This window comes from Bdellovibrio sp. (assembly GCF_036384735.1).
In the GTDB taxonomy this organism is placed as follows: Bacteria; Bdellovibrionota; Bdellovibrionia; order Bdellovibrionales; family Bdellovibrionaceae; genus Bdellovibrio.
Genome location: NZ_DASVLT010000035.1, coordinates 228322 through 253391 on the forward strand (window position 1 = coordinate 228322; position 25070 = coordinate 253391).

20 protein-coding genes are annotated in these 25070 nt (G+C 44.0%); 11 read left to right on the forward strand and 9 right to left on the reverse strand.

The window, feature by feature from the left end; genetic code table 11:
* Nucleotides 1–54: 54 nt before the first annotated feature.
* Nucleotides 55–1611: a sigma 54-interacting transcriptional regulator gene (locus VF412_RS10580; RefSeq protein ID WP_331339211.1), complete on the reverse strand. Its 1557-nt coding sequence runs from the start codon at nt 1609–1611 to the stop codon at nt 55–57.
* A 202-nt stretch (nt 1612–1813) separates the two neighbouring features.
* Between VF412_RS10580 and VF412_RS10585 the strand changes: the two genes are divergently transcribed.
* On the forward strand, nt 1814–2635 hold the full coding sequence (locus tag VF412_RS10585; RefSeq protein ID WP_331339212.1) for a CPBP family intramembrane glutamic endopeptidase: 822 nt from the start codon (nt 1814–1816) through the stop codon (nt 2633–2635).
* Here VF412_RS10585 and VF412_RS10590 read toward each other — a convergent pair.
* The 6 genes from VF412_RS10590 to VF412_RS10615 form a co-directional block, all read right to left on the reverse strand.
* Nucleotides 2632–4350 carry an ABC transporter ATP-binding protein gene (locus tag VF412_RS10590; protein WP_331339213.1) on the reverse strand — a complete coding sequence of 573 codons (1719 nt, stop codon included), beginning with the start codon at nt 4348–4350 and terminating at the stop codon, nt 2632–2634. The two genes, VF412_RS10585 and VF412_RS10590, sit on opposite strands and share 4 nt — an antisense overlap.
* A 15-nt stretch (nt 4351–4365) precedes the next feature.
* Nucleotides 4366–7329 carry an excinuclease ABC subunit UvrA gene (gene uvrA / locus VF412_RS10595; RefSeq protein WP_331339214.1) on the reverse strand — a complete coding sequence of 988 codons (2964 nt, stop codon included), beginning with the start codon at nt 7327–7329 and terminating at the stop codon, nt 4366–4368.
* Complete coding sequence (locus tag VF412_RS10600; protein ID WP_331339215.1) at nt 7326–10004, reverse strand: PBP1A family penicillin-binding protein; 2679 nt, start codon at nt 10002–10004, stop codon at nt 7326–7328. Before VF412_RS10600 ends, uvrA begins: the two co-directional genes overlap by 4 nt.
* Nucleotides 10005–10091: 87 nt before the next feature.
* Nucleotides 10092–11627 carry a hypothetical protein gene (locus VF412_RS10605; RefSeq protein ID WP_331339216.1) on the reverse strand — a complete coding sequence of 512 codons (1536 nt, stop codon included), beginning with the start codon at nt 11625–11627 and terminating at the stop codon, nt 10092–10094.
* 153 nt (nt 11628–11780) lie between these two features.
* A complete protein-coding gene (gene mscL / locus VF412_RS10610) occupies nt 11781–12260 on the reverse strand; it encodes a large-conductance mechanosensitive channel protein MscL (protein ID WP_331339217.1) in 480 nt (159 codons plus the stop codon).
* A gap of 15 nt (nt 12261–12275) precedes the next feature.
* Nucleotides 12276–13016, reverse strand: coding sequence for a DUF481 domain-containing protein (locus VF412_RS10615; protein ID WP_331339218.1), 741 nt, complete (start codon nt 13014–13016; stop codon nt 12276–12278).
* Nucleotides 13017–13148: 132 nt separating this feature from the next.
* Here VF412_RS10615 and VF412_RS10620 point away from each other — a divergent pair, with 132 nt between their 5' ends.
* The 7 genes from VF412_RS10620 (at nt 13149) to VF412_RS10650 (ending at nt 19223) form a co-directional block, all read left to right on the forward strand.
* Nucleotides 13149–13403 (forward strand): hypothetical protein, encoded by a 255-nt coding sequence (locus VF412_RS10620; RefSeq protein WP_331339219.1) that lies wholly within the window; start codon nt 13149–13151, stop codon nt 13401–13403.
* An 80-nt stretch (nt 13404–13483) separates the two neighbouring features.
* Nucleotides 13484–14146, forward strand: a complete 663-nt coding sequence (gene ftsE / locus VF412_RS10625; protein ID WP_331339220.1) for a cell division ATP-binding protein FtsE — start codon at nt 13484–13486, stop codon at nt 14144–14146.
* On the forward strand, nt 14143–15036 hold the full coding sequence (locus VF412_RS10630) for a cell division protein FtsX (RefSeq protein WP_331339221.1): 894 nt from the start codon (nt 14143–14145) through the stop codon (nt 15034–15036). The genes ftsE and VF412_RS10630 overlap by 4 nt, the downstream gene beginning before the upstream one ends.
* Before the next feature lie 5 nt (nt 15037–15041).
* Nucleotides 15042–16154 carry a murein hydrolase activator EnvC family protein gene (locus VF412_RS10635; RefSeq protein ID WP_414640836.1) on the forward strand — a complete coding sequence of 371 codons (1113 nt, stop codon included), beginning with the start codon at nt 15042–15044 and terminating at the stop codon, nt 16152–16154.
* A 4-nt stretch (nt 16155–16158) separates the two neighbouring features.
* The gene (locus VF412_RS10640) at nt 16159–17538 is read left to right on the forward strand and encodes a S41 family peptidase (protein ID WP_331339223.1); all 1380 of its coding nucleotides are present in this window, start codon (nt 16159–16161) and stop codon (nt 17536–17538) included.
* Nucleotides 17539–17606: 68 nt separating this feature from the next.
* On the forward strand, nt 17607–18173 hold the full coding sequence (locus VF412_RS10645; RefSeq protein ID WP_331339224.1) for a hypothetical protein: 567 nt from the start codon (nt 17607–17609) through the stop codon (nt 18171–18173).
* A gap of 45 nt (nt 18174–18218) precedes the next feature.
* A complete protein-coding gene (locus VF412_RS10650) occupies nt 18219–19223 on the forward strand; it encodes an alpha/beta hydrolase (RefSeq protein ID WP_331339225.1) in 1005 nt (334 codons plus the stop codon).
* A 93-nt stretch (nt 19224–19316) separates the two neighbouring features.
* Here VF412_RS10650 and VF412_RS10655 read toward each other — a convergent pair whose 3' ends face one another.
* The gene (locus VF412_RS10655) at nt 19317–20357 is read right to left on the reverse strand and encodes a PHB depolymerase family esterase (protein WP_331339226.1); all 1041 of its coding nucleotides are present in this window, start codon (nt 20355–20357) and stop codon (nt 19317–19319) included.
* A 183-nt stretch (nt 20358–20540) separates the two neighbouring features.
* Nucleotides 20541–21857, reverse strand: coding sequence for a trigger factor (tig, locus tag VF412_RS10660; RefSeq protein WP_331339227.1), 1317 nt, complete (start codon nt 21855–21857; stop codon nt 20541–20543).
* A gap of 149 nt (nt 21858–22006) precedes the next feature.
* On the opposite strand from tig, the gene VF412_RS10665 reads away from it, so the two are divergent.
* From VF412_RS10665 to VF412_RS10675, 3 genes are read left to right on the forward strand one after another with little or no spacing between them, the layout of a single operon-like run.
* Nucleotides 22007–22873, forward strand: a complete 867-nt coding sequence (locus tag VF412_RS10665) for an ArsA-related P-loop ATPase (protein WP_331339228.1) — start codon at nt 22007–22009, stop codon at nt 22871–22873.
* Nucleotides 22870–23949, forward strand: coding sequence for an ArsA family ATPase (locus VF412_RS10670; protein ID WP_331339229.1), 1080 nt, complete (start codon nt 22870–22872; stop codon nt 23947–23949). The genes VF412_RS10665 and VF412_RS10670 overlap by 4 nt, the downstream gene beginning before the upstream one ends.
* A complete protein-coding gene (locus VF412_RS10675) occupies nt 23946–25070 on the forward strand; it encodes a hypothetical protein (protein WP_331339230.1) in 1125 nt (374 codons plus the stop codon). Before VF412_RS10670 ends, VF412_RS10675 begins: the two co-directional genes overlap by 4 nt.

Consider the following 25070-nt stretch of genomic DNA (forward strand, 5'->3'; position numbering starts at 1 on the left):
AAAAAAGAAGGGGCTTTTAAAGCCCCTTCTGGATGTTAAATTTATCAGCTCGGGTTAGCGAGCGATTTTGCGTTTATCAAGGCCGTATTTTTCAACTTTCATGATAAGACCCGCACGGCTGATGCCAAGTTCTTTTGCAAGCTTGGATTTATTCCAACCTGTGCGACGAAGGCCTTCGCGAATCATTTCGCGCTCGAGGTCTTCCAACGCATCTTTCAACTTACCTTGCAAACGAGAGCCCTGAACTTTGTTTTTCTCGCCAGCTTCCAAAACTTTTGGTGAAAGAAGTTCAGCCATCAATTTTGTTTCGTCGCCAGAAAGAACACAAAGTCTTTCGATTTCATTTTGCAATTCACGCACGTTACCTGGCCATGGATAATCATACAATTTTTCCAAGGCACGTTTCGTCAACTGACGTTTTTGACCACCTTGTTGTTCATGAATTTTGTTAAGGAAGAAATCCGTCAAGAACGGAATATCTTCTTTTCTTTCACGAAGAGGTGGAACTCGGATGTTGATAACGTTCAAGCGGTAGTACAAGTCCTCACGGAATGTACCTTGCTCAACCATTTCTTTTAGATTTCTGTTCGTCGCCGCCACGATACGCACGTCTACTTTTCTAGACTCTGTCGCACCTACTGGCATGAAAGTGCCTTCTTGCAATACGCGAAGAAGCTTAACTTGCATTTGTGGTGAAGTATCACCGATCTCATCCAGGAAGAATGTTCCTTTGTCGGCCATTTCGAAAAGACCTTTTTTGTCTTTCAAGGCGCCAGTGAACGATCCCTTGATGTGACCGAATAATTCTGATTCCAACAAGTTGTCATTGAATGCAGAACAGTTTTGGATGATGAAAGGTTTGTCTTTACGGTTTGAGTTGTAGTGGATCGATTTCGCGATCAACTCTTTACCAGTACCGTTTTCCCCTTGAACTAGAACTGTTGAATCTGCACCTTTGATTTTATCAAGCAAAGCGTACAAAGATTGCATTGGCTTAGATTTACCGATCATGTTGTCGTATTTAAATCTGTTGCCCAATTCTTTATTCAATTCTTTAATGCGGTCTTCACGAGAAGAGATTTCTAAGTGAAGAGTCACGATCTCTTGAGCCACAAGTTCGCAAAGCTCAGAAAAGTGAGTGCGCTCGTGATCATCAAGGAACTTCAATTTACCCAAGCATTTTTCGATCACTTCGCCTGACATGCCAAAAGCAGCCAAACGATCACGAATCTCGTGCAAGCGAGAAGAGAAGTTTGCCTCACGGAAGAAGCCCATCGCTACCACAGTACCTACGCAATCATTTTCGATCATAATCGGGAAGACACCAACGTCAAAACCAACCATGTCCCACTTGCGCAGGCTGTAACGATTTTGTGAAGTGCGAAGATCATCCAAAGATTTAGATACCAGGTCTGCGATGCTTGCTTGGCCTGCTTCTTTATTCACAAGAGCAGCGATTGCTGGGTTATTGAACCCCGCTTTATCTGAATCATAGCCTTTAAGCATTCCGCGCTCGTCAGTGAAGACAACGTCGATATTCCACCAAGCGCTAAGGATATGTTTGAGTTTTTTGATCACATGTATATGTTCAAACTCATCCCAATTAATCATGATATGTCCCTTCCAGTCGTTGACCGTAAAAAAGTGTCGATTCTTTTATCGTCAAGAAACTAGACGAACTTTAGCGAAGATGTCTAAAAATCATGCAAACCTCGACTTCTGCGAGTTAAAACATTTTATCTGCAGCTGAGCGATGCAAATTGAGACAAACTAGATCTTGGTCTGCCAAGGATACTTACACTATGATCAAGAAATGATCGACGTGAAGCCAAAATTTCAAGCTATTGTATTCATTTTCGCAACCTTCATCATCTCTGCAATCGAAGAGTACTTCATTATTCGAGATAGCGGCATGAACGATCTTCTGCGGATCGTGGCTATTATGTGGACGCCGGGTCTGATCGGATTCGCATTAGCTCTCATCTTCGATCGCAATTTGCAAAGTCTTGGGTTTAAGAATCCCGACTGGAAGTCGACTATAGCTGCATATTGTGTCCCGGCCGTCGCTGCGATGCTAATCGTTTTGCTCTTAATCGCTTCACGAGTCGCAGAATTTGAAATTGGCGAAGATCTAATTTTAAAGAAAGGCAGTGTGCATTTGGTTCTAGCTCAGGCCTTGTTAATTTTGCCAACAATGGGTGTTGCTGTTTCATTTCTAAGTGCCATAGGTGAAGAAATCGGCTGGCGAGGATTTCTAACTTCAAAATTAAAAGAGTTAAGCTTTAATAAGCGCAATCTGATTATAGGGCTGATTTGGAGCGTGTGGCATTGGCCGCTGATTCTTTTCGCGAATTACGCAAGTTCCGAGAAGCCATGGGTGAATGTCATTTGTTTTACCGTTGCCGTGACAAGCTTTAGTTTTTTCTTAGGATATTTGCGTTCAATATCGAATTCAGTGTTTCCAGCGGGACTGGCTCATGCTGGTCACAATGTGTGGATGCAGGCCGTAATTCCTGTCTTCTATAAAGCAGGTCCGTTGGTTCCGTATTTAGGTGGAGAGTCTGGATTATTTTGCGCCATCATCTATGCAGCGATGGCGCTTTTCATTGTCCGAAAATATAAGCTACAGAATTAAGTGTGTTGAAGGCTGTGGAATCGGTGGTATTCACCTTCTTCAGCCAGAAGCTCGTGGTGACTACCGATCTCAACGATCTCGCCGGATTTAAGAACAACGATTTTGTCTGCCTTTTGGATAGTTGAAAGACGGTGAGCGATAACAAGCGCTGTACGACCTTCCATTAAGTGATCCAGACCTTTTTGAACTTCAATCTCACTCGCAGTATCAAGAGCACTTGTTGCTTCATCAAGAATCAACAAAGGTGCATCTTTGAACATGGCGCGAGCAATACTCACGCGTTGTTTTTCACCACCAGACAAAAGATTGCCGCGATCGCCGACACGGCTTTGATAGCCTTCGGGCATTTTCATGATGAAATCATTGGCGTTGGCCAAGGTCGCCATGCGAACCACATCTTTTTTATCACGATCGCGATTTCCAGCAGCAATATTGTTTTCGATAGTATCGCTGAATAAGAACACATCTTGAGTAACTAGAGCGATATTGCGACGAAGATCTGTCAATTCGATGTCGCGAATATTCACGTCATCAAAGAAGATATCGCCTGAAGTGGCATCAAAGAAGCGTTCCAACAAGTTTACGATTGTTGATTTGCCGCTGCCACTGGCGCCCACAAGGGCCAGCATTTCGCCGCGTTTGATCTCAAGATTGACGTTTTTCAAAATCATCTCGCGACCGTAAGAGAAAGAGACATTTTTATAAGTGATCTTTTTCCAGTCCTTGGGGAATGGAGCATTCACAGTGCTAAGAGGAACTTCATTTGGATCTTCAAGGACGTCGAAAACACGTCTTGCTACTGCAGCTACGGATTGAATGCGCACGTAAGATTCTTGAAATTTTTTGATCGGAGCATTCAACATCAACAACGAAGCGATGAAGCCCACGAACGTGCCCGGAGTGGAGCGACCTTGAGATACCTCGTAAGTTTCATACAGAAGAACCAACATCACGATGGCAGTGGCCAAAGTCTCTGTCACGGGTCCCATGATTTCAGTACGAGCATGTACTATTTTGCGAGTTGCCAAATAGTCTTTTGACTCATCCACCAAACGATCAGCCATGACTTTTTCAAGATTGAACGATTGGATAATACGTACGCCGTCGATGCTTTCCTTGATCGTCGAAGTCATCTTTTGCAGATAGGCCTGACCGATTGGAGTGTACTTGCGAAGGCTGCGTGAAGTGGATTTCAGGAAAGTTCCAATGATAGGCACCAAAACCAAAGTGGCAAGAGTCAACTTCCAGTCGATGATAAGTAAATTACCCAAAAGGAAAATGAACAACAATGGATGCAAGAACGTATCCGCTACCATGCGCAGACCATCTTGAATCGCGCCGATATCATTTAAGATCAAACTGATCAAACCACCAGATCCTGTTTGGTAGCTGTTGTGGAAGGATAGATTCAATTTCATGAATTTCTGTTGCAACTTTTGACGAAGGCTTTGAGTAATACACTCCGCCACATAGTTCATCAGATAGATATGGAAGTAACGTGCGATACCCGCAATGATGGATAGACCTAATGCCCACGGCGCTAATGAAATAACTTGATGGAATTCTGCTTTCGCTAAGTTGTCGAACAGGGGCTTAATCAAAAGAGCCATTCTTGCAGAGGCCGCCGCATTGACGATACCGCCGATGGCAACAATCACGAGGATTTTCTTGTGTGGTTTTGCTTCAGCAAGAATCTTTTTAACTTCAACTAACATTCTGTGATTTCCGTTTTATTTGCCCGTGTGTTCTTCCACGTAGCGTTTCAAATATTGGCCCGTAAGGCTTTTTTTAGCCTTCATGATGTCGTCAGGGGTTCCTTGGGCCACAATGTTTCCGCCTTTTTTACCTGCTTCGGGACCCAGGTCAATCACATAATCAGATCCGCGAATCACGTCCAAATTATGCTCCACAACTACGACGCTTCCTCCCGTTTCGATGAGTTTATTGAGGACTTTCATAAGAAGATCCACCTCACGGAAATGAAGGCCCGTTGTAGGCTCATCCAGGATGTACAAAGTCGACTTTTGCTGCACCTGTGAAAGCTCTTTAGCGATTTTAAGGCGTTGAGATTCCCCGCCGCTCAAAGAGTTGGCCGGTTGACCCAATTGTAGGTAATCCAAACCCACTTCTTTAAGGACGCTGAGGGGTTTTCTGATATTGGGATGCGCTACGAAGAAGTTCATGGCTTCATTCACAGTCATACTCAAAATCTCAGAAATATTTTTGTCTTTATACTTAATTTCGAGGATCTCGGGACGGTATTTTTTACCATCACAAACGTCACACGGGATAACAACGTTATCCATGAACATCATGTCGATTTCCTCGTAGCCAGTCCCTTTGCAAGCAGGACAACGACCGCCATCCACGTTCAAGCTGAATGTTCCCGGAGTATAACCACGAGATTGCGATTCCTGGGTCGCTGCCATAATGGTACGAATAGCATCGAAAGCCTTTAGATAAGTGATCGGTGAACTGCGCGCAGATTTGCCAATCGGTGATTGGTCGATCAAAAGCACGTTCTTAATATGTTCAACACCCTCAAGAGCCGAATATTCTTGCGACGGAATGTATTCAATATCAAGTGCACGAGCCAGCGCCGGGTAAAGAGTCTTCGAAATCAAAGTCGATTTCCCAGAACCACTCACACCAGTGACAGTCACCAGACGATTTAAAGGGAACACAACATCAAGATTCTTAAGGTTGTGGCCTTTAGCGCCTTTCAAAAGCAATTTCACTTTGTAAGTGTCGACATCCACAGGACGAACAACTCTTAATGGAGCTTTATTCTTGCTCGGCTTCAAATAAGGAACGGTGTTTGATTTATCGAAATTGTAGAAGTCTTCAGTGGCGCCAGAGTAAACGACTTCTCCACCAAGATATCCAGATCCTGGTCCCATTTCGATGATGTTTTCGCTGGCTTTGATCACGTCATGGTCATGCTCAACGATCACCAAAGTGTTTCCAAGTTCCTTTAAGTCCTTCAAGATCGAAATCAATCGATCATTATCGCGCGGATGCAAACCCACTGTTGGCTCATCAAGAACGTAAAGGGCTTGCGACAGCCCCATGCCTAGCTGATTCGCAAGAATCAGACGTTGGTATTCACCGCCAGACAGGGTCCTTGTTTCACGGCTGAGTGAAAGATAGTGCACTCCGACCCTCATTAAAAACTCTAAGCGAGAGCGAATCTGCTTGAGAACTTCATGAGCCACTTCCAATTGATGCGGAGCTAATTCCAATTTCTGGAAGAAGTGGTTCAAATCTTCAATCGTCATATGAGACAACTGATTGATATTCGCATTGGAAATCAAAACGTGATTAGCTTCTTCGCGAAGGCGAGCACCTTTGCACGTCGGGCAAAGGAATGGACTTCTAAAGCGTGCGATGAAAACACGCACGTGCATTTTATATTTGATTTGATCAAGGTACTCGAACAAACCGCGTACACCGAAGAATTCTTTATTGCCATTCCAAATCACATCACGCTGATCCTTAGGAAGTTCTTTCCAAGGAGTGTGAACATCGATCTTCGCTTTCTTACAATAAGTCAGAAGCTGCTTTTTCTCGTGAGCGGCGCTTGGCATCCAGAACGGGCTCAAAGCACCTTGTGCCAAACTCATCGCTGGATTGGGAATCACTTTGCCTTCATCAATATCAAGAATATTTCCGAAGCCCTTACAAGTAGGACAAGCTCCAATCGGAGAATTAAAACTGAAAAGACGAGATGTCAGCGGCGGCGGAGTATAGCCACACACAGGACAAGAAGCCTCTTCGCTGACTTGCAAGCGTTGACCTTCTGTCGTCAAGATTGTTGCCTTACGAGTCGTCAAGTTTGTGTTGTACTTGATGCTTGCTTCATAAGCTTGAGTCAAAGAGTCAGCAATACGACCACGCTCTTCTTCGTTGAAGCTCATGCGGTCGATCACAAGATAGAAATTTTCTTTAGGCAAACCTTTTTTGATTGCAGCTTGATCGCCGATTTCAACAACGGTGCCCATTTCTTCTGAAGTCACGCCACCCGCGGGAACTCCCAAGTTAGATCCAACAACAGGAGTTGGAATTTCTGGAGCAACTTCCTTCTTGGAAGTCTTCTTGGCGCTGACTTTTTTAGTGGCCTTCGTCGTGTTCTTAACCGGTTCACTGACTTTAGGAATATAAATTCTTAGGTAGCCGTCTTGAAGAAGCAGCGAGTGAAGTTTTTTACCTTCAGCCACGCGTCCTTCCGCACTGATCTCAACCAAGATATAACCGCGTTTGCCAGTAAAACTTTTAATCGTTTTATCTGTCGCTTCGGTCACGCTTTCTTTTTCCGTCGGGCAGTGATGGGTAGGACAATAAGACTTGCCAATTTTTTCATAAAGCAAGCGAAGGTAATCGATAATCTCGGTCGTTGTGCCGACAGTAGATCGCGAACTCTTTACAGTGTTTTTTTGCTCGATCGAAATTGCCGGCGGGATGTTGCTGATGCCTTCGATGTCAGGCTTTGGGGCCTTATTCAAAAATTGGCGAGCATAGTTGGACATGCTTTCGATAAATCGACGCTGTCCTTCGGCAAAAAGAGTCTCAAATGCCAGAGAAGATTTCCCTGATCCACTCGGGCCACAGATCACCGTCATCGAGCCAACGGGAATCTTAACCTCGATATTTTTGAGATTGTTCTGTTTCACCCCCCAGAGGTGAATATCTTTCATTCAGAGAGATCCTGTTTGTAGAAGTCCGTCGCTTCTTCCGACTTACCGGATGAAGCCGTGGGCTCCGTTCCTTCAACGAAAGCCTGACGAAGAATATTCTTCGTCGAGGCATTGGCAAGTTTGCCAGTGTCACTGTCAATGTTCGCAAACACGATACCTTCAGGAACCGGGAAAGTCATCTGAGGAAGCCCTTCGTGAGCAGCTTTCATGTAATCTATCCAGATCGGCAACGCAGAGCGACCACCAACCTCGCCACGACCTAGACTCTTCTCTTTGTCAAAGCCCACCCATACACCTGTTGCGATTTGCGGGCTGTAACCAATAAACCAAGCGTCAAAATAGTTGTTCGTAGTTCCAGTTTTCCCTGCGATTTCACGACCCAATGCACGAGCGCGAGCACCTGTACCTTTTTTATCCTCGATGACGCCCTTCAAAAGCGAAGTCATAACATAAGCCGTTGTTGGCTTGATTAATTGCTCTGGATCATCAAAGAAGAAGTTCGCCGCTAGAGCCGATTTTTTTGGCTCTTTCTTTTTGAATTCTTCTAACTTTGCGGGCTCTTTCGCGATCGCAAGATAATCTTTTCTGCGCGCCTCGAAATCGTCATCCAAAGTTTTGATCTCTTTTTCAAAACGAGTATCCAAAGAGATATTTTCCATGAGCTCTTTGCCGTTTTTATCTTCCACTTTATGAATCAGCATCGGGCGAGTGCGTTTACCCAAGCGACCTAGTTCCGAGAAAACTTTTGTCATCTCATACAAAGTTACACTCGAAGAACCCAGCACCAATGTGAAGTCAGGGTTCAGTGGACTGTAAATTCCCAAACGATGGGCATACTCGGTAGCCCAAGGAACGCCGACATCTTCGATAACCTTCACGGCAGGCACGTTAAGTGATTGAGCTAAAGCATTTCTTACGATGATATCGCCACCGAAACTTTTCGAGTGATTCGCAGGCTTCCAAACTTTTGGATCTCCCTGTCCTTCATCATCGCCGTTGTTATTCCCACCTTCTTCGTAGACAAGAGGAGCATCCATGATCGGAGTTGCAGGAGTATATCCTTTATCCAAAGCTGAAGTATAAACGATTGATTTAAACGAAGAACCTGTCTGACGAGGAGCTTGCAGAACGCGATTGAATTCGCTCTTCGCGAAATTCGTACCACCAACTAGCGCCAGAACATCCTGAGATTGTTGATCGATAGAAAGCAGGGCCCCTTCAACCATCGGCTCTTGATCTAACTCAAGATCGACATATTTAGAAAAATCAGGAAGCTTCAGCGCGGCCACATTTTTCTTTTTGCTAGATGAAATCACACGTGAAGGAGAGAACTTATCGCCCACGACCTTCACCAAGATCACATCTCCCTTTTTTAAAGCCTCAGAGGGTCTCTTGATAGTCGAAAGATCATAGCGCTTATCAGAGTCAGGCTTGCGCGCCCAAGTCATTGTATCGAAGTCAATTAAGCCCTGAGCATCGGGAAGTCTTACGTAAACAAGGCCCGCCGCATCGTCGATACCTTCAACGACACCTTGAACAGAGTCTTGCAATTTAATGTAGGATGGAAGAAGCGAATGAGCTTTCGATTTATCCGTCGCTGGAACGATATCTGCAAACTTGCCATCAGGTTTGATAATACGTTCTGGAGTCGAATCGCTAACAAGCTTCGCGCGATCTTCTTTCAAGAATGTTTCGACTTCCTTTTCATTAGACAAATTCTTCAGAGGACCACGATACCCTTGGCGCTTATCCAAACTTTTAAGACCCGCCATCACGGAATCTTGTGCGGCCAATTGTTTCGGCAAATCAAGGCTTGTGTAGATTTTCAAACCCTTATCTAAAACCATATCTTCGCCTAATTGAGCTACTAAAAGCTGACGAACAGTTTCTAGATAGAACGGAGCATACTCTTCGAAGTTTTCACGAACATACACTTTTACCGGAGTTTTAATAGCTTCGTCAGCTTGTGCTTTGCTGATGAAACCAACTTCAGCCATTCGGTGAAGAACGTACATTTGACGTTCCTTTGCGCGTAATGGATTGCGGACCGGACTGTATCCGCTTGGGGCTTGTGGAAGACCCGCTAGGATCGCCATCTCTGGCAGAGTTAATTTGGAAACCGGTTTGCGATAATAAGTTTGAGCTGCTTGTTCAACACCGTAAGCACCTTGGCCGAAATAAATTTGGTTCAGGTAAAGATAAAGAATATCTTCTTTCTTAAGATTTTTTTCCATCTCAAGTGCAAGCAAGATGTCACGCAACTTACGAGTCAAAGTTTTTTCGGAAGTTAAAAGCAAAGTTTTGGCAACCTGCTGAGTGATCGTCGATCCCCCTTGAACTGACCGACCGGCTCTAAGATTGGCAAGTGCTGCACGGAAGATAGCTTGAGGATTGATCCCTTTATGTTGGAAGAACTGATCATCCTCTGCCGCTAAGAATGCGTGAACGAGATCTTTTGGAATTTTATCGTAAGGAACTAAAGTGCGACGTTCACGAAAGAATTCGCCGATCTTTTTTCCGTTGCGATCATACACCTGACTGACAAGCAATGGCTCATAGTCTTTAACTGTGATGAGTTGTGGAAGACTCGATTTAACTGATTGATAAACCAAGAATAAAGCAAAGATTCCGACGAGGCCAAGGCCGACGAGCAGGAGGATGATTTTCTTAAGCACTTTGGGGGCTCCTTTAACGAGGCCCCCATTCTATCAGTGCTAATTGAATGGGTCTAGGGACACTGGTCCGAAGACGAGATAGAAAAATTAGTTGGCAATAGCGCCGTTCGCTTTGGCTCTATCCCGTGTTCCTTTAGATAAGCAGTCGGCCTGAGCCGAGTCACTTAAGATGTCGTTGATAATTTCCTGATTCGAAGTAATTTCACTACCGATAGAGCTGGCTGACTCTGAAGAGTCTTCTGGAGGAACTGGACCTAAAGCAGATAGTTCAGAGTTCAAACGATTTAATTTCTGAGACAAAGACGTATTTTTAGCTTCAATGGTTTGCAAATTTGACTGCAATTTTTGCTGAGCGGCCGCCATCTTTGTTTGAGTCGTTTGCATTAGCTTGACGACTTTTTGAGTCGCATTGTCCTCTTCCGTCTGGGCATCATTTTGCATTTCTGTCAGTTGCTCGGAAGCTGTATTCAAACTGCTATTCAAATCATCAATAGACTGTTGGGTGTTTGTGATCTGTTGATTGATTTGGTCTTGCTCTTGTTTTTTGGATTTATTCAAAGCGACACGTTGCTGATTGAAGGCGTCCATACAGTCATTGTAAGTCGCAATTAGGTCGGCTTTCTTGGTTTTTTGTTCAGCAATTGAAGTGGATCCAGAAATGGCGCCATAAGCTTTGTTGGCGTCATTAACGGCCTTCATACAAGCACGCTTGCCGGAAGCATCCGTCATGGCAATCAATTTTAAGGCCTGGTCCTGTTGAGATTGAATCAGTTGACCACGTAAGCTTAAAACATCTGCACTTTTTTGGCGAAGCTGATCCTTCATTTGAGATTGTTGAGTTTGAAAATCAGTCAATTGCTTGCGTTTTTTATCTTTAATATCAAGCTTAGTCTGATCAAGTTGTTCCTGGGCCTTGTTGACGTCATCTTGCATATCTGAGATCTGCTTATTGTAATCGTCTTGAGCCTTTGCTTTATCATCATTCAAGTCAGCAAGTTCTTTTTGAGTGCTATCAATATCTTTTTCGAGGCTGTCTTTACGGTTGAAATAAGTTTTACCTGACATTTGCGGACAGCTAGAGGAACTGCTGCCGTTAGCCAAAGCACCTGCAATACCGGCATAAGCTGAGCCGGTGGCATTCAAATAAGCCGCAGCAGTATTAGAAAGAATGGATCCCGAAGCGCCAGTGCTCATATTAGAATTACATTGTGCTACTTGATCTTGGCAGGATTGCTTCTGAATTCCGTCATTGCTAGTAGATTGATCATAATAAGCATCGTCTTTACTTGTTAACTTAGTAGTTTTAGTGCTGATACCGGCGTTGCCACAGGCCTTATTAATAGCATTATTTGCGGAGTTGAATTGACTTTGTACTGACGAACATACAATGCCGCGCTTTTTTCGCTCACAGGCCATTTGATTGTAATAAGAGCTTTGCGAGTTACACACGTCGTCGTATGGAGATACTGCGGATAAGGCGTAAGGATTGATGCCCGCAGCGGCGCTCGCGTTTTGCGTGTCAGCTGCAAAAGAATGGTCCGCAACCAAACAAGAAACCACAAAAATGATTTTGCTTACTATTTTAACAGTTGTCGTATTCTTAAAGCGTGTAAGGTTGTTCATTTTGAATTCCCCCCGATGCAAATAGGTGGTGCAATTGCAGTACCAATTATCGGCAGGTGTGCGGAAAATATTTACGGCTCAAAATGAGACGAGGGACAATGCACGAATACATTGTCCCTCGCGGTGAAAAATTGAATTTAGCTAGACTACAAACTAAAGATTCAGCGACGGATTTGAAGCTTTATCGCTGTACATAGTCGACGTCTGAAGACTGCCACAGTATTTACATTTTCGAGCACGCAAAGGAATTTGAGAAAGACATTCTGGACACTCTTTCGTATCAGGAGCTTTTGCTTCCTCTTTCTTTCCTTCAAGGCGATTCACTGCTTTGATCAACATGAAGATCGCAAAGGCGACAATCAAAAAGTCGATGATGGCGTTTAAGAAAAGACCATAATTGACCGTGGCAGCCCCGGCTTTTTTTGCTGCATCCAAAGTCGGATAAATATCGCCGTTTAAAGCGATAAATAGATTCGAGAAATCCACTTTGCCCATGGCCAAGCTAAGGACCGGCATCAAGACGTCAGCAACAAATGAAGAAACGATTTTGGTGAAGGCCGCACCGATAATGATACCGACGGCCAGATCTAAAACGTTTCCCCTCATGATGAAGGTTTTAAACTCTTTCCACATGGTGATTCCTTTCAACTAAAATTTAGCGACTAAATTCATTGTAGTCGTATTTGTAGAATAGTCAGCATTTCCTGCAGGCGCATTTTGATATTGTAACAAGTAAGCAAGTTTAAGAGAAAAAATGGAATTCAACATAATATTCAATGACGCTTCGGTATTGAATAAGTACGCGTGGCCATCAGTAAAGTTCGGCAAATATTCCGCCCAATATTTAACAGATAGATTTTTATCCCAGGATTTATTGACCTCGGAATAAAGACGTCCGTAATTGGCGTATTGAGGTGTGCCTGGCAATGGTTGGGTTTTAGAATAACGATCGCCGACCTCGACAGTCCAATTCAAGCTGTCCGATTTGATCAAATAATATTTCACGCCCAAATCAGTCGAATCCCTTTGTGTGTAGCCAGAGTACACGTCACTTTCAACTTTCTGTCCGACGAAAACACTGAAGTAATCCGACAGCTCGCGATCATAGCGCACACCCAAATTCCAATTACGAGCGCTCTCTATACCATTTGCTTCAGAGCGAATGTAGGCGCCAGCGCCAGAGTAAATATTTTTATCTTGTGTATAAGCCATGCTCAATTTGCCCGCATAACTTTCCGAACTTGAAGCACCGCTGACAAGAATAGCACCGGCTTCAGCTTCACCACGAAATGGCGGTGGAGATGGTGGCAATGCAGACGGTGGTTGTTGACCGTGGGCAAAGGAAGTAAGAAGAGAAAACGCAGATACCAACAATAAGAGCTTGTGCATGAGACCTCCTTTAATCTTGTAAGTGTGGTCTAGAATTTATGGCCGAGTCAAACGCACCAACACAATATGAGAAATAAAAATGATGAGATCTGACTGATTTTTTGTTAGATTTCAAAGCTGAGGTTATTGGTAATGCAAAAAGGTTTTAATTCTGATATCACGGTTCGCGGTCAAAAATTCCATGTGCAGACAGAAGATTGGGGAGCTCAAAACCCGTTTTTAGTAAGCCGTATTTTTTGCAATGGCGCTGTGATGAAGACAATTAAAATTCCTCATGAGCAAGTTTTGAGAAGCGGATCTTCACAGCGTGAGGAAGCCATTAAGCAGGCTCTTCACCGTCAACACTCCACGATCATCGACACATTGATGGCTGGCGGGATGCCATAAGAACATAAAGCTGTAGAAATAATCAAAACCTCGACTGAAGGCGAGTATTCAATCATCACCATCTTTCATAAGATAAAAGAATGATCGAATTTTCTCACGTATATAAGACATATCCTGGAGCAATTCATGCTCTTAAGAATATCGATTTGACCATCGACAAAGGTGAATTTGTATTTTTAACGGGCCCAAGCGGGGCGGGGAAGACGACTCTCTTTAAAATGATTTCTGCTTATGATGTTGCCACTTCGGGTGGATTGAAAGTCGCAGGCTATAATCTTGCTGAAATTAAGGACGGGCAGATCCCCTTCTTCAGAAGAAAAATCGGTGTGGTCTTCCAAGATTTTAAATTGCTTAAAGATCGCACGATTTTCGAAAATGTAGCATTGCCACTCAGAATTCGCGGCGACAAAGAGCACGCAATTCAGCGCCGAGTTTACGAAGTTTTAGAGCAAGTAGGCCTTGCTCATAAACATGATCAGTATCCGGAGTTCATCTCTGGTGGTGAACAACAAAGAACAGCGATTGCCAGGGCTATCATTCACCAGCCCGGAGTGTTGATTGCCGACGAGCCGACAGGAAATCTAGATCCGCGTTTAAGCGAAGAGATCATGGATCTTCTTGAAAGAGTTTGCGCTCAAGGAACAACTGTCTTTGTAGCAACCCATGATCACGAGATGGTTAAACGCCGGAAAAAAAGAACTTTAGAGTTGCGCGAAGGAATGATCGTGGGGGACACAAAATGAAGCCTCCACAAAAAAATCTCGCATTGAAGTTGTCCACGTTGGTTGTTGTAACCGCATGTTTCATCGTTATGGGCACATCACTTCTGATTTCGCAGAACTTTAAAAACATTCTGACGATGTGGGGTGAAGACGTCCAGATGACCGTTTATCTATCCCAAGATATTTCTGAACAAGGTCGCAAAAGTCTTGAAGACTTCTTAAAAAATACTGGCAAAGTAAATACGGTTACATATATCAATCAAGAGCGAGCATTAGGCGACTTCCGTACTCAACTGGCCAGCTATGCCCCAGATATCAGTCGGGACGATGAACTTCTAAAATTAATTCCATCAAGTCTGCAAGTGACATTAGCAAGTAATGTTCAAACCAAAGATCAAATGCAGGTGCTACAGTCGTTGGCAGCAGATCTAAAAGGCAAAGAGGGCGTTGATGAGGTCAGCTTTGGTCAAGACTGGGTCGAAAAATATGGTGCCTTGGTTTCCGCGATGGAAATCACGATGGAGCTCTTAGGCGTTGTGATTTTGGCGGCTTCTTTATTTGTGATGTCCAATGCGATTCGTGCCTCTGTTCAGAATAGAAAAGATGAAATTGTTGTCCTGGAAATGATCGGCGCGACGAGCTCGATGATCCGTACTCCTTTCCTTAAAGAGGGCGCGCTGCTTGGCTTTATCTCATCGACATTGGCAGTGATTCTTTGCTTCGTCAGTTACACAGGTTTTAGAAATTTATTGGTAAGCAAATTGAGTTTCTTACAGCTAGGGCAGCATCTTGCATTTATCACTCCGACATCCATTGCGTTGTTGATCATTGGTGGAACTGCGGTGGGAGCTTTCGGATCTTATCTGTGCGTTAGAAAAATCAATGACGGCTGGGCAGCTAGTCAGGGGTGATTGTTTTGAATCTTAAAAAAGCCATGATGGCTTTCTTCTTTCTAGCTTCAACCGCGCAGGGTGCAACCTCTGTGAATGCGGATTCTATTGCGAAGGATTTCGAGGCTAATAAAAAGAAAATCGAAGCGGCAGAGACGAAGCAGCGCCAAGTTCTTTCAGGACTTTTCGAGATTAATAAAAAAATTAAAAAAACGGTCACTGAGCGTGGTTCTTTATCTCAAGAGCGCGCATGGCTTGAAGTGAACATCAAAAATTTGGCGCAAAAGGTTGATGATCTTGAGGCAAAATCCAAGGCGCAAAGAACTCTGTTGGCTGAGCGTTTGCGTGCGATCTACAAGCTGGGTGGTCCCTCTGTAGCTCGCTATATTTTCTCTTCGAATAATTCGGCCTCGTTGGAAAGAAATCTGAAAATTCTTGGAATTGTAGCTGAGCGCGACCTCGCCTTGATTAAAAACTACAGAACAGACCTTCAAGACTTGCAAAGCAAAAAGCGTAGTCTAGCTTTGCGACTTGAAAATCTTAAGTCGGTCGAAGCAAAAATCACTACTCAAGAAAAGAAACTTATTGCGGAACAAAATGTGAAGAACAAGCTTCTTGATGGCATCCGCAAAAGCAAACTGTTCGCTTTGAAGCAAATCGACGGACTTCGCGCGAAATCCATGCAGAACAATATTGATGATGCCGGCATTTTCGATTTGCTATTCAAACCATCTTTCGGGGATCAAAAGGGAGAGCTAACGTCGCCACTTGCTGGGGTCGTGACTCGCAAATTTGGACTTATGAAAGGCCAGGATCACCCGTACACTGTATCGAATAAAGGCATTTTTATTTCTGCCGCAGCAGGAAGTCCGATCAAGTCAGTGTTTGAAGGAAAAGTTTCCTTCGTTGGTGACATCCCTGGTTTTGGAAAGACATTAATCGTCGACCACGGAGATCATTACTACACGGTTTACGGGCACGCGGAAGGTGTGAAAGTGAACGTGGGCGATGAAATTAGCACCTCCCAAGTTATTGCCGCCGCAGGAAATTCTTCTGCCGACAATCCTGCAGGAATTTATTTTGAAATTAGACATTTTTCTGAACCCTACGACCCGCAGCAGTGGATGAAAGGACTCTAACACCATGCAATCTCTGAAACGCTACTGGAAAACCTATGTGATCGGCTTCGTTCTGATCATGGCAATCTTCATTATGGCCGAAGCAGGTTTTCAAGTCCGAGCATTCGCGCAAGAAAGATACGCAGATCTTCAAAATTTCAGCAAGGTTTTGAATCTCGTGCAGCAATACTATGTGGAAGAAGTAGATACTAAAAAGTTGATCTACGGAGCCATCAAAGGAATGTTGCGCGAGCTTGATCCGCACACAAACTTTATGCCTCCGGATATTTTCAAGGATTTTGAAACTGAAACAAGCGGCGAGTTTGGCGGTTTGGGCATCGAGATCTCTGTGCAAAATGGTATTTTGACTATTATTTCTCCGATCGAAGATGCTCCGGCTTGGGAAGCGGGTATCAAAGCGGGTGATAAAGTAGTGGCGGTCAATGGGACCAGCACGAAGGGTATGAGCCTTGTCGAAGCGTCTCAATTGATGCGTGGAAAAAAAGGCAGCAAAGTCGTATTGCGTGTCGTGCGTGATGGCGAAGATAAACCACGTGATATCACCGTTGTTCGCGGCAGTGTGAAAATCAAATCCGTGAAATATACAGATATGGGTGACGGTTATGCCTATATTAAGATCACAAGCTTCATTGAAAATACTGCGAAGGATCTTGAGAAAGCCATCGAGCTTCACGAGAAAAATACAAAAGGCCACATTGCAGGTATCTTGATCGATCTTCGCAGAAACCCAGGTGGTTTGCTTGATCAAGCAGTGAAAGTCAGCGATATGTTCTTGAAAGAAGGAACCATCGTTAGCACCATCGGCCGAAATAAAGCCGAAAAGGAAGTCGCTGTGGCTTCTAAAAAAGGTAAGTACACGAATGTACCACTTGTGATCCTTGTGAATGAATACACAGCTTCTGCCAGTGAGATCGTTTCCGGAGCTCTTCAAGATAACAAACGCGCATTGATCGTAGGTCAACGCACGTTCGGTAAAGGCTCCGTTCAGTCAGTTATTAAATTGGGTGACGGTAGTGGTCTGAAATTAACTGTGGCTCGTTATTACACTCCAAGTGGTGTGTCGATCCAAGCGGAAGGTATCCATCCAGATGTTGAAATTGAAGATGTCGATGCTGATGCATTCGCCAAAACGATTATGAAGGGTCAAACAACTCGTGAGGGTGATATTGCAGGTCACTTAAAAGGTGATAAAGAAAGAGCCGCTGAAAAACTGGATCTTAAAAAAGGTGCAGAAGAGGGCGCTTTGGCTTGGTGGAAAGATTTGGGGAATAAAAAAGAAGAACATCTTTCGCCTCGCGACAAATTGTTGAAGTCAGATTATCAAGCATATCAAGCATTTAACTATCTTAAAGCATGGACAACCATGAGAGGTTTGACGCGCTAGTTATTGCTTCCGGTATTTAGGTCTCCTACTCTAGCCGCCTACTTAGGGGGCAAGAGGGGAGGCCTTTTATGTTAAAAGCGGTCTCGTTCATCTTATTGCTTTCGTCCGTTGCAACTGCCGATTATGCCGGCTTTGCTTCAGGTTCTACATTCCAAGCAACTCCAATTGAAGGCAACGTCCTAATGACTTGTGATGGTTTCAATGGCACAAGCCAGGCCAACTACACATGCCGTGATGTTGTTCTGGAGCCGCAAAATTCTGATATTTTTGTGGGTCCTCTCGATAACCGGGCAACACAGGTTGAGTTGAAAGCGGTTCGTGAAGACAACTCAAGTCGCGTAAAAATTAATAACTATGACGGTCGTTCTGGAAAAAGTTCGACATTTAATTTGTGGATCTCATCGTTGTTTCAAAAGCCATTGTTGATGGCAGGTGTGAATCACGTTCATTATTCGATCTACACAAACTCTCCAAGTTTTCAGGAGTTCGCTTCTGGAGATTTCGATGTCATGGTGAATCGCGCAGCTACTCGCGTATGTCCAACAACTCAGTATCACTCGACAGATGTGACAGACTGCAATTCACAGTATTCAATCTGCCAAAGGTATTTCGAGCAATACAACAATTGCCGATAAGATGAAATGAGGTCTATGATTTCCTGATAAAAGGGGAGTCAGACTATGAAGTTTCATCTTTGCCTTCTAATGGTTCTTGCTTTTGCTGCTTGTACTACAAAGCCCGTGGAAAACCCGCAACCTGCGGAAAAGGGTTTGGACGCCAATCTTACTAATTACGAATATCCATTTACTGTGAAGTACTTTAATTTCCGTGCGCAAGAACAAGATCTGCGCATGGCCTATATGGACGCTTCTCGACTCGAGAACAGCGATAAGATCATGGTTCTTCTTCACGGCAAAAATTTTTCCGGAGAGTATTTCGAAGACCTTGCTCATCGTTTGATGGACAACGGCTATCGAGTGATCATGATCGATCAAATTGGTTTTGGTAAGTCTACAAAGCCAAAAAATTTCCAATATACATTCCAAGCTTTGGCGACATACACGGCGGCTTTGTTAGACAGCATCGGAGTTCGAAAATTCCAACTGCTGGGCCACTCGATGGGCGGCATGGTCGCCACAAGATTTGCTTTGATGTTTCCAGAGCGTGTGAGCAAATTATTCCTGGTCGACCCCATCGGTCTCGAAGACTGGAAGACTATGACTCCCTATCGCACTATCGATCAGTTCTATCAGGCGGAGCTTTCAAGTTCTCCTCAGCGTGTGAAAGACTATCAACTTGAAAGTTATTACGATGGAAAATGGAAACCTGAGTACGACAAATACATTCGCATTCCACTAGGTTGGTTGGAAGGCTCTGATTATTCCTTGATTGCATGGAACTCGGCTTTGACTTACGACATGATCTTTACCCAACCAGTTTATTATGAATTTAAGAATTTGAAAGTACCGACGGTGTTGTGGGTGGGAACTCATGATAAGACGGCGCTTGGTAAAGCGTGGGCTCCAGAGAAAATGAAAAGTAAAATGGGAAACTATCCCATAATGGGCAAGACCGTTTCAAAAATGATCCCGAAATGTAAACTGATCACCTTAAAAGATCTTGGTCATGTGCCTTTCATAGAAGCCCCAGATGTATTCTGGAAATCCTTCGAGAAACAGTTATAAGTCTCGTCCGCGTAAAGACTGAAAAGGATAATAATAAAAAAACCCTGACGAAGCAGGGTTTTTTTATTTCAGAATATCATGAGCACGTGAAGATTATTTTCCTTCAAGACGCAGAATCATTTTATACAAAGCACTCATCTGTGTGCCCGATTTGGTCACGTAATTATCTCCGGTGAATCCAAACCAATCCCAACAAGCATAAGGATTGCTACCCATGATCTTCGCTGATTGTGGATACAAGACAATGATGTGATTTGTTTCAGCCCATTCATTTAAACCCGACATATTTGCAAACTTATCTTGAATATAATCAGGATTCATTTGGCAGCCATGCAAAGCGACGTGCAATTTGCATGGCTCGCCTTGAGCACAAGATGCGGGAACATACACCCAACCCTCATTATATAAAGGTGTTGAGGAGTCACCAAAATCAGACTGCGAAAACTTTAACAAGTGCGAAGCGACCATTTGACCGCGAGGTGCAAGATTGCCGTACATTTGTTTTAGGATTTCCCCGGCACCGTCATAGTTGCAGTTCAAAATCCATGGCAACATCGGGAAACTGCAAGGGCCTCCTTTATCTAATGTCGGCCATCCGTGAGCAGAGCTTACGCTATTTACGAATTCGACGTTCGCAGTGTTCGCCAATGCTCCGTAAAATTCACGAAGCTTATCGCTATTCACTGGGTTGATGATGGAATCCTTCGGACTTGCATAGATATAGATCTTCTGTGTTTTCAAATTCGCCAAGGAATCGATAGCGCCTGACTTTTCAAGCTCGCGCGCCTTGGCGACTTGCGTTTCCGATTTTATACTTTGTGGACTTCCCATACATTCGCTTTGCGCGCGTTGTGAATCGCCTTGAGCACACCAGTAGATTCCTCCGGCGATACTCGCAGCACCTGCAAACGTCTGCGAATATGCGACCTGCATTTGTACGGCCATATAAGCGCCAGAAGATACACCCGAGATCGTAATGCCAGAAGGATCAATTGAATAGGACTTCAACGGAGTCGCTTTCGAGCCAGGATCTGCGGCGTCTGGCATCCCAGGTAAAGGAAAGCTCCAGGCATCAGCGATGGATGTTAATAATGAAACAACCAATATTAGTGTAAAGGCTTTAAAAGTTTTCATAAGTGAACGCTAAACTGTTCTCGAAGATGAAGGCAATGAAAATGGAACATTTGGAGTAGACGTAATATTTGCTTCGCACAAATAAATGGGAACAAAACAGTTTTTTGTGAAACATCAGATTCAGAAAACAAAAAAGGCGTCAGGAAACCTGACGCCTTTGGAAGTCTGATTAGGAAATCTAAATTAGTTGGCTGCTTCGTCTTTCAACGCGCTAGCTGGAACTTCTTTAACTTTTACAGATTGGTTCAAGAAGTTGATCACTTTCTCTTCTGTGATTTGGTAAGTCAGACGGCTCGCTTGATCTGGACGACCGTAGAATTCTTTAATGCGAGATTCTTCGATACCAGTTTGTTGAGCATACTCAGCAAATTTAGCATCAAGATCTTCTTTCTTCGCAAAAAGATCGTGTTTCTTAGCAATAGCATCTACTAGGAATGATGATTGAATCATTTCAGTAGCTGTTTTTGCGAAGTCGCCATCCCATTTTTCAACGTAAGAAGCGAAATCAGCTTCGCCCATGCCTTGTTCAGACATACGACGTTTGAAATCTTCAACCAATGAAGCTTTTTGCTCTTTCAACAATGAAGGAGGAACTTCAACCGGATTTTCTTTTACAAGAGTTTTCAAAAGACGGTTTTTGAAAGCGTCTTCGATACGTTTCTTTTCACCTTGCTCAAGATCTTCTTGGATTGTTTTTTTCAAGTCGTGCAAAGTGTCGGGGCCGCCCAAAGATTTGATGAACTCTTCGTTTAGTTCAGGCAACACTTTCACTTTGATTTCTTTCAAAGTCACTTTGAACTCTACCGGTTTACCAGCAAGGTCTGCAGAATGGTACGGATCTGGGAATTTCAAAGAGATTGTCTTTGTTTCGCCTTTTTTCATGCCAACAACGCCATCTTCGAAACCTTCGATGAATTGTTTTGCGCCAAGCTCAAGGTGATGGTTAGTGCCTGCACCGTTCTCAAGTTCTTTACCGCCCACGTAACCAACGAAGTCGATAACTGCTGTATCGCCAACTTTAGCAGCGCGGTCTTCCTTTGAATCTTCAAAAGTCGCACGAGAGGCGCGGATGTTTTCTAGAACTTGTTCAACTTTAGCGGGATCGAATTCCAACTTTTCTTTTTCAACTTCAAGACCTTCATACTTTTTCAAGTTGATCTCTGGGCGGATGTCAAAAGTTGCTGTGAAAGAGAAGTCTTTGTCTTCTGACGGATCTGCGAATTCGAATTCTGGATAGCTGATAGGATCGATTTTGTGCTCTTCCAAAGCTTTGGCATAGTGTTGTTGAACCAAGTCTTGAACAACGTCTTGTTTTACGCGATCGCCATAGATACTTTTGATAGTGTTCAAAGGAGCTTTACCTTTACGGAAGCCTTTGATTTCTACATCTTTTTGAATGCCAGTGAACACTTTTTGGAATGAAGACTGAACAACTGCTGCTGGAACTTCGATGTTCAATTTTCTTGAAAGGTTGGAAACCTTTTCTACATTTGATTTCATGTTATTACTCCTAACACTTCAGGTAGCTAATTCCGGATCAACCGGAATGCGTTAAAACCGATGGATCTTAGAAGATGCACGCTCCAATAGCACCCGATAACGCCTAGCGCAATGCCTATATTTCCAAGGTCAGCGACACTTAAAGATCTATGAAGCAAGAGATTCACTTCGTGACGGGAAAAGGAGGCGTGGGAAAGTCGGCCGTTGCCGCAGCCCTGGCCTTAAAGCTCAGCCAAACTGGCCAAAGAGTCCTCCTAGTCGAACTGGGTGACCAGAGCTTCTTTCGTGATTTCTTCGATCTTCCCAATGTCAGCTTTCAGCCGATGCAAATGAGACCCAATTTATCTCTGGCTTTGTGGTCAGGTGATACCTGTCTGCGCGAATATGCGACATATTTAATCAAAGTCGAAAGCCTGTCGAAGCTATTCTTTGATAATGCAGTGATGAGAGCCTTCATCAATGTCGCTCCCGGATTACCTGAATTAGCGATCATGGGAAAAATCACGAGTGGTCCGCGCAAGCATGGTCCGCCTCTTCCATTTGATTGCGTTGTCGTAGATGCCTTTGCCACAGGTCACTTCAAAGCCTTGCTTGAAGCGCCAAAGGGAATGGCCCAGGCCGTTCAATTTGGCCCGATGGGAGAACAAAGCCGCAGCATTGATCGTTGTATTCGCGACAGTGAACTTTGCAAATATCATATCGTCACTTTGCCTGAAGAGTTGCCATTGAAAGAAGCCATCGAGCTTCGCAATGATTTGAAATCAGAATTTTCAATCGATGCGGAATTGATTCTCAATAAAATGCTCGAGATTCCAGTCAGTGATGAAAAAATCGTACAAGCGGAAAGCGATCCAAATCTTCGCGACTTTGCATTGTATTTACAACATCACAGCACTCGTCAGAAAGAAATGTTGTCGATAGCAAAAAAAGAAACCGATCGTCTTCAAACGGTGCCATTATTTTTTGAAACAGACCCTTGGAAAATTGTTTCCTCCATTGCAGGGAGGCTTGCGTGAGCAATCCTCTTTTTGAAAATGCCAAAGTCCTTGTCTGTGTCGGCAGTGGTGGAGTGGGCAAAACCACGGTAGCTGCCTCACTAGCGGTCATGGCGGCCGAAGAAGGCAAGCGCGTTTTAGTTCTCACCATTGATCCTGCGAAACGTCTGGCGCAAACTTTGGGAATCGAAGGCACGAAAGACATCACAAAAGTTCCAGGGCAGAATTTCAAGGGCGAACTTTATGCTTCGGTCATCGATCATAAAAAAACTTTCGATGATTTCGTCTCCAGGGCCGCCCAGAAATCAGAAGCTGCAAAAAAGATTTTCCAAAATAGCTTGTACAAACAGCTTTCGACAAATCTAAGTGGTTCGCAAGAGTTTACCGCTTTAGAAAAGCTGTACGCGTGCTATGAATCGGGTGATTTCGATTTAATCATTCTTGATACTCCACCAACGAAGCATGCCATCGATTTCCTAAGTGCCCCGCAGAAGTTGGCAGCATTATTTTCCGAGGGTGTAGCAAAATGGTTCCGCGATCCTGAAGGAAAAAAATCAGGTTTCTTTGGGCACTTGTTGCAAACGGGGACCCGTCAGGTTCTGAAAGTTTTAGAGACTTTGACGGGCTCACAATTTATTCGCGAACTGGGCGATTTCTTTGTGAATATCGAGCAGTGGCAGGGAAAACTTTTGCAAAGAACCGTTGAGGTTCAGCGCATGATGGTGGCACCGACTACGAAGTTTGTTTTGGTCACGAGCTTCGATCAGGCCAAATTAAAAGAAGCCGAGTATTTTTCTCGCGAGATAAAAAAAGGTGGTTACCACCTTGACACTGTGATTTTGAATCGCATCTTTCCTTACTGGCTAGACTTGCGCACAGGTTCCGAAAAGAACGGACCGGATCAGCAACTCGTCGACTTGTATAAGCAAATGAAGTCCTTCTACAATCAGAGGGATGCGTTGTATCAACATTTCGAGTCGAGAATGCAGAAAGAGGCGCGCATTCTAAGAATCCCTGATTTGGTCAAAGATATCTCTGACCTTTCGGGACTTGAAGAACTCAGTCAGCTTATTAAGGAAAGGGAATTGAAAAAATGAAGTTGAAGTCTTTCACTTTGGGCCTGCTTCCCTTTTCTTTTCTAGCAGCGTCTTGCGCTCACATTTCTACTCAGCGTGAAGTCGGTGTGACGCAGAATATGCAAGCTCACGAAGAGGAAAATCAGATCAACAACGCTGAAAGACTTTTGGCGTTGGGTCGTTTTGAAGAGGCTCGTTCCGCCTTCATCAATTTCCAAAACAATTTTCCCCAATCAAGATACTTCCAGTCTTCTCGTTTAGGAGAGGCGCAAGCTTTCGAATATCTTGAGAACTGGGATATGGCGATCAAAATTGACCGTGATGTCTATTTAAAGACAAACAAACTTCAACCAGAAATCGCAGCTCTGGCTTCTTATAGAATGTCCTTTGCCTACGAAGCTACTGGTGACGATATGAAAGCTCTGGCGTGCTTACTTGATGCGAATTCAAATGGAAAATATCTCCCACCAGAAATTTCAAAGGCCGAGATTCCAGCGCGCCTAGCGGCTTATTATGGCCGTATGGGGCGGGATCAAGAGGCGACAAAGTACTTGAACGAAGCTGAAAAAGGTATCGATCAAGTTCGCACAGAAAAGCACGAAGTCGATACGGTCTGGCTTGCAAAAACCTATTTGCAAATGGGAACTGTTTCGACAAATCAGCTTTCTGCAGACACCTTTGACAGCGTGATCGAAAGTCAAAAGATGGTGCAGGTTTATTTGATTAAAGCAATTCAAGTAAACGATGCGACGTGGTCGCTTCGTGCCGTGGATCAAGCCAAGAAGACATATCAAAATCTTTATACCCTAGTTGAATCTCAAAGTGATCGTCAGACTCAAGCTGATATGGGCGGAAGTTTGATTGACCTTATAGATCAGGCGGAACTTTTCAAACCACTTTCAGGTCAGAAAGTCAGCGAGAAAGAGAAGGACTTCTTTGCCTTCGCGAAAAGTGTAAAAACAAAAACCGAAAATCTTTTATATCAATCCAAAGCAACGATGTCTTTGACTGAAGAGTCGCAAAAACTCAACGGTCTTAAAAGAGCGGGTCGCGTGAAAGCTGAAAAGCTTTTGCCGGAAGAACAAACTCTGCCGATAAAAACGCCTCCGAAAATTGTTCCCACGGAAGACCCGAACCTGTAA